The following is a 5,520-nucleotide window of genomic DNA, read 5'->3' as shown; positions in this document are numbered from 1 at the left end:
CTCACTGAATCTCTCGGTAAACAATTAGGAAATGTCATACGCATTGTAAAACCGCAAGAAAGTATAAACGACTATACTCTTTCTGCACAAAGCAATATGATTTCATCTCAAGCCCAATCCTTCGGCTCGTTTCGCACCATCAAACTACGCCATTCGATGATCGCCCGGTTCAGTATTAAATAAATGTTTAAAAAAAACAGAACCGCCATTAAAAATGAAATGCCACAACCAGTCCGAAATTCCAAAAACCGGGAGTAAAGAAACCTTCGCTATATCCTCCGATAACCGTACCAATAACCGGACGATAATCGACTTCGGGAGAAATGAGCACTTTTTTAAATTGGCAGCCGAAAGCACAAGAAGCGGCTACTCCGAACAAAAGCCCCGAATCATCGAAATCATAAAATCCTAATGCTCCACCGACTCCGGCATTTAAATACCAATCACAAGTTCGGGGTGTCCAATCCCACTGACAGCACCGCCAATTATATATACCGGTCAACGACAATCCCTCGTAATTGGGAATAGCTAATGTAAACTGAAGAAAATTTTTAGTACTCAAATCTCTCTGATAAAGAAACTCAGCACCTCCTCCGAAACGAAACCCTACTGCATTTTTTGCGCATTCGCAAAACTTAAAGACGTGATACACAAAAGAACAACAAAAATCAATTTCTTCATAATCATCGCATTTTAAATTTACAATCCACCGACATTAACAAAAGCCGTAAACAAGTTCAAATTTACAAACCTGCTCAAAACTTACAAAACTATTTTTCAAATTTACGCATGGCTCTCATAGCAAACTCCACCCCGATCACATCAACCTCTTACATAGTGAATACAAATCCTTTATCGAGCATCGATTCATATCGTTGACGATTAAACACATAATAATAAGCTCCACGTTTAGAGCTTTTTTTATCTTTTTCATCAAGCCGTTCAAGAATGTCCATCCCTAAAATTTTTTTACGGAAGTTACGCTTATCCATCGTTTCACCATAAATCGATTCATAAAGCGACTGCAATTGCGTCAATGTAAACTTCTCAGGCAACAGATTAAATCCTATCGGATGCAGTGCCGCATGACGCCGCAATAGCAATATAGCATCATCAAGCATCTGTTCATGGTCGAAAATAAGTTCTCTTTTCCTGTCCAGCGAAATCCATTCCAAATCACTTTCCGGTAACAAACTATTAGCATAATCGGTCACATTAATCAGAGCATAATAAGTCACAGATATCACTCGCTCTCCGGGATCACGATCTACATTTCCGTAGGCTTTTACCTGCTGCATATAAATATTGTCAAGCCCTGTCAAAGTCTTCAACACCCGACTCGCCGCCTGATCGATATTTTCATTTTCATTCATAAAACCTCCCAATAAAGAAAGTCCGCCTTTTTTAGGTTCGATTTTTCTTCGAAACGTAAGCAGCTTGATTTCATTGTCGATAAATCCGAGTATCGTACAATCTACTGCTATCAGGAAACGTGCCTGAACTCCATAAAAACTGTCTTCATGCATAAGTTAAAAATAAAATGCGGGTATCCGAAATGATGTTACATTCGATTCCGGATACCCGCCATATCAGACTATGTATTATAATTTACGTGATCCTGCTCCGATCTTCACCGGATATACCTTGGGTTCTTTTCCGAACTTTTGAGTAAATCCTTTAACAGCAGTCGTGATAAAATTATCATATTTATCCTCAGGCACAAGATTTATCGTACAACCGCCGAATCCGCCTCCCATTACCCGAGAGCCTGTAACTCCACATTCACGGGCTACATCATTCAAGTAATCGAGCTCTTCGCAACTTACCTCATAAAGCTTACTCATGCCGTGATGAGTACCATACATTTTCTCTCCTACAGTTTTATAATCGCCTTTTTCAAGAGCATCACAAGCATCGAGCAACCGTTGTATCTCCTCAATTACATATTCCGCACGACGGTAATCTTCTGCCGACACTTCATTCTTCACTTCATCGAGCATTTTCATATCTGCGTCACGTAACAGTTCCACTTCAGGATGTCTTTTCTTAATTGCCGCAACAACAGCTTCACAAGACTCTCTCCGTTTGTTATAAGCCGATGAAGCCAGTTCATGTTTCACCACAGAATCTATCAGCACGACCTTATACCCTTTCGGATCAAAAGGAACATATTCGTATTCTAAAGAACGACAATCCAGACGGATCAAGTGACCTTCCTTACCGAATACCGAAGCAAATTGGTCCATAATACCGCATTTCACACCGCAATAATTATGTTCGGTAGCTTGTCCTATTTTTGCCAGTTCGAACTTATCGATACCCAGATTAAATATCTCATTCAGAGCAAAAGCAAACGTACTTTCCAACGCTGCAGAAGAAGACAAACCCGCCCCCAGAGGAACATCTCCCGAGAATGCTGTATCAAAACCTTCGACTTTTCCTCCGCGTTTAATTATTTCGCGCACGACACCAAAAATATAACGAGCCCAGCTTTCTTTCGGAGCGTCTTCCTCGTTCATACCGAACTCCGAATATTCATTAAGATCGACAGCAAAAGCCCGGATTATATTCTTTCCATTCGGTTTTATCTCAGCCAACATACCTTTATCAATAGCTCCCGGTAAAACAAAACCGCCATTATAATCGGTATGTTCTCCAATTAAATTTACCCGCCCCGGTGAAAAATAAAGATCTCCGGCTGTTCCAAATAATTCTGCAAATTTTTCTCTGACTATTTTATTATCCATAATTATTATCTTTTTTAAATATTACCTCCAAACCGAATAATTCGGAAAAAAATAAAAATGTTTATTCTACAGGAATATCGGTATTTACGTTTTTACTACCGATCAAGGCATAATACAGCATATAGCAAACTGCTGCGAATACTACCCAGAAGCTGACAATATAGTTGCTGAAGATATCGGCTACACCGCCTTGTAACAACGGCAAAATACCTCCACCGCAAACCATTACCATAAATATACCCGATCCCATAGCAGTATATTTACCTAATCCTTCGACTGCAAGGTTAAAGATTCCACCCCACATAATCGACGTACAGAGTCCGCAAAGGACAAAGAACATTACTCCTACGGGAACTGTTGTCATACCGAAACTGATATCGGACTTGAATACCGGCATGGATATTTGACTGGTCGTCGGAGCGAATATTCCGATCAACAAAAATATCAAAGCCAATGTACACACAAAAATCATCTGGGTTCTACTTGAATATTTACCGCCGAGAATACCTCCGAATAAACGTCCGACCATCATCAAGAACCAGTAAGTACCGCAAATCGATCCTGCCATAGCAGCATCGATTCCCATGCCGGTAGCACCGGAAGCATCGGGCGACGTCGTCAAAAACAAATTCAAGAAATTCGGAATTCCCACTTCAACTCCCACATATAAGAAAATCGCTACAGCCCCCAATATAAAATGACGGAAAGAAAGCGCACTGTGCGTATCTTTTTCAGTCTTAGCCTTAGCCGGCTCCATGTGAGGCTCCGGAATACTCATTATCGACAACACGATAAAGGCTACGGCAAAGATACCCATAGCAATAAACAATGCCGGAGAAGCATCGCTGATCTTCGCATTAGCTGCGTTACCGATCAAATAACCTACGAGAATAGGAACGATCGTTGCCGAAATGGAATTCAAAGAACCACCGAACTGAATCAACTGATTTCCTCTTTTTCCTCCACCACCCAATGTATTCAACATCGGATTCACGACCGTATTCAGCATACACATAGAAAAACCGGAAACAAATGCACCTGCAAGATAAACTCCGAAACTACTGGAGTTATCGAGCTGTCCCGAAAAAAACTGAATACCTACACCGATAAAACCAACGGCAATAGCTGCAAGAGCCGTTTTTTTATATCCTATTTTTTTAAGCATCATACCCGCCGGAATACCCATAAAAGCATAAGCGATAAAATTGGCGGCATTACCCAACTGAGTCATCCAGTTCGGAACATCGAACTGATTCTTTACAATTACACCCAGCGGATTGGTAAGTCCCGTTACAAATGAAATCATTGCAAACAGGGCGAACATCATTGCAATAGGCAATGCATAATTCTTCTTGTTAGTTGTGTCACTCATAGTTTTTTTACTGTTGATAAATTATTTAGTTATTTTGATTTTTTCGTACAGATTAAAATGCATAATACCTATGTAATCGAATATTCGCAAAATTTTTCTGTGCTGTTTCACTTCATCATTTTTCTATGCCGAACGTGTATATACAAGTCTGAGTATATATCTCACCGGGACGCAATACCGTTGATGGGAAATGCGGTTTATTCGGGCTGTCGGGAAAATGCTGTGTTTCAAAACAAATTGCCGTACGTTCAGAATAACTGCGTCCCTTTTTCCCTATAAAACCATTTAACCAATTTCCGGTATAAAGCTGTACTCCCGGCTCGGTCGTATGCACCTCCATAGAAATTCCGGTTTTAGGAGAAACGGCTTTAGCCGCTAAAGTCATTTCACCGGGATAATTCTTATTCAACACATAATTATGATCATACCCTTTTCCGAAAATAAGTTGTTCATAATTACTATCAATTCGTTCTCCCACTTCGTGAGGTTCAGTAAAATCCATAGGAGAATCTTTCACCGGACGTATTTCTCCTGTAGGTACAGATTTATCATCCATGGGCGTAAAATGATCGGCATTGATCATCACTTTATGGTTGGTAACCTCTCCTCCTCCGTCTCCATTCAAATTAAAAAACGAATGATGAGTAAGATTCACTACGGTCGGTTTATCGGTAAATGCTTCATAATCGATTTTCATTGCATTATTATCAGTAAGCTGATAAATCACTTTCACGAAAAGGTTGCCCGGGAAACCTTCTTCTCCGTCTTTCGAAAGGTAAGTCAGTTCTAATGTCTGATCATCTTGTTGACGGGCATCCCACACAACGTTATTATAACCTACTATACCGCCATGCAATACACAGTCCGGATTATTGGAACGAATATTATAACGTGTTCCATCCAAAACAAACGAACCTTTTTTTATACGATTTCCGTAGCGGCCGATCAAAGCTCCGAGAAATTTCTCCGGAGTATTCAGATATTCCTCTATCGATTCATGCCCTAAAACCACATCGGTCATCTTTCCGGAAACATCGGGTATCATAAGAGAAACCACAATACCTCCAAAATTGGTAATACAAATCTCTGCTCCGTTTTTATTGGTAAGAGTATAAAGCGCTACCGGTTTCCCGGCTATCTGAGTATCAAACTTCTCTTTGAGAAGCCCGGAAAAAGTCTTTCCTTTTTGAGAATCAGTGTTTGCCATGATAATTATTTTTATATTGTATATTTGGTGTAAAAATAACGCTTATTCACTAATGTTGTCATTCAAAAGCGTATGTTTTATAACATAAAAATCTATTTTCCCGTTTCAGATTACGAATCTGCTTTGATTCTATAATAAATGATCCTCTCCAAATAACAAGTAGCAAGGAATCTTTCATTAAATAAGAAAAAGAG

General features: G+C 39.8%; 5 protein-coding genes and 1 pseudogene. 1 reads left to right on the top strand and 5 read right to left on the bottom strand.

What is annotated here, in order from left to right; translation table 11 throughout:
- Nucleotides 1–183, top strand: a pseudogene (locus tag AC1WHX_RS10050) (SIMPL domain-containing protein); the annotation flags it as partial.
- A 25-nt stretch (nt 184–208) separates the two neighbouring features.
- Here AC1WHX_RS10050 and AC1WHX_RS10045 read toward each other — a convergent pair.
- From AC1WHX_RS10045 to AC1WHX_RS10025, 5 genes are all read right to left on the bottom strand, one after another.
- Complete coding sequence (locus tag AC1WHX_RS10045; protein WP_481229272.1) at nt 209–562, bottom strand: hypothetical protein; 354 nt, start codon at nt 560–562, stop codon at nt 209–211.
- 268 nt (nt 563–830) lie between these two features.
- Nucleotides 831–1,526, bottom strand: a complete 696-nt coding sequence (locus AC1WHX_RS10040) for an NUDIX hydrolase (RefSeq protein ID WP_022601708.1) — start codon at nt 1,524–1,526, stop codon at nt 831–833.
- 75 nt (nt 1,527–1,601) lie between these two features.
- Nucleotides 1,602–2,747, bottom strand: coding sequence for a galactokinase (galK, locus tag AC1WHX_RS10035; protein ID WP_009318725.1), 1,146 nt, complete (start codon nt 2,745–2,747; stop codon nt 1,602–1,604).
- Between the two features lie 61 nt (nt 2,748–2,808).
- The gene (locus AC1WHX_RS10030; RefSeq protein WP_009318724.1) at nt 2,809–4,119 is read right to left on the bottom strand and encodes an MFS transporter; all 1,311 of its coding nucleotides are present in this window, start codon (nt 4,117–4,119) and stop codon (nt 2,809–2,811) included.
- Between the two features lie 115 nt (nt 4,120–4,234).
- The gene (locus AC1WHX_RS10025; protein ID WP_302546286.1) at nt 4,235–5,326 is read right to left on the bottom strand and encodes an aldose epimerase family protein; all 1,092 of its coding nucleotides are present in this window, start codon (nt 5,324–5,326) and stop codon (nt 4,235–4,237) included.
- Nucleotides 5,327–5,520: the final 194 nt, after the last annotated feature.

It is taken from the genome of Coprobacter sp., from assembly GCF_982436375.1.
This window is presented reverse-complemented; position numbering and strand designations above follow the sequence as displayed.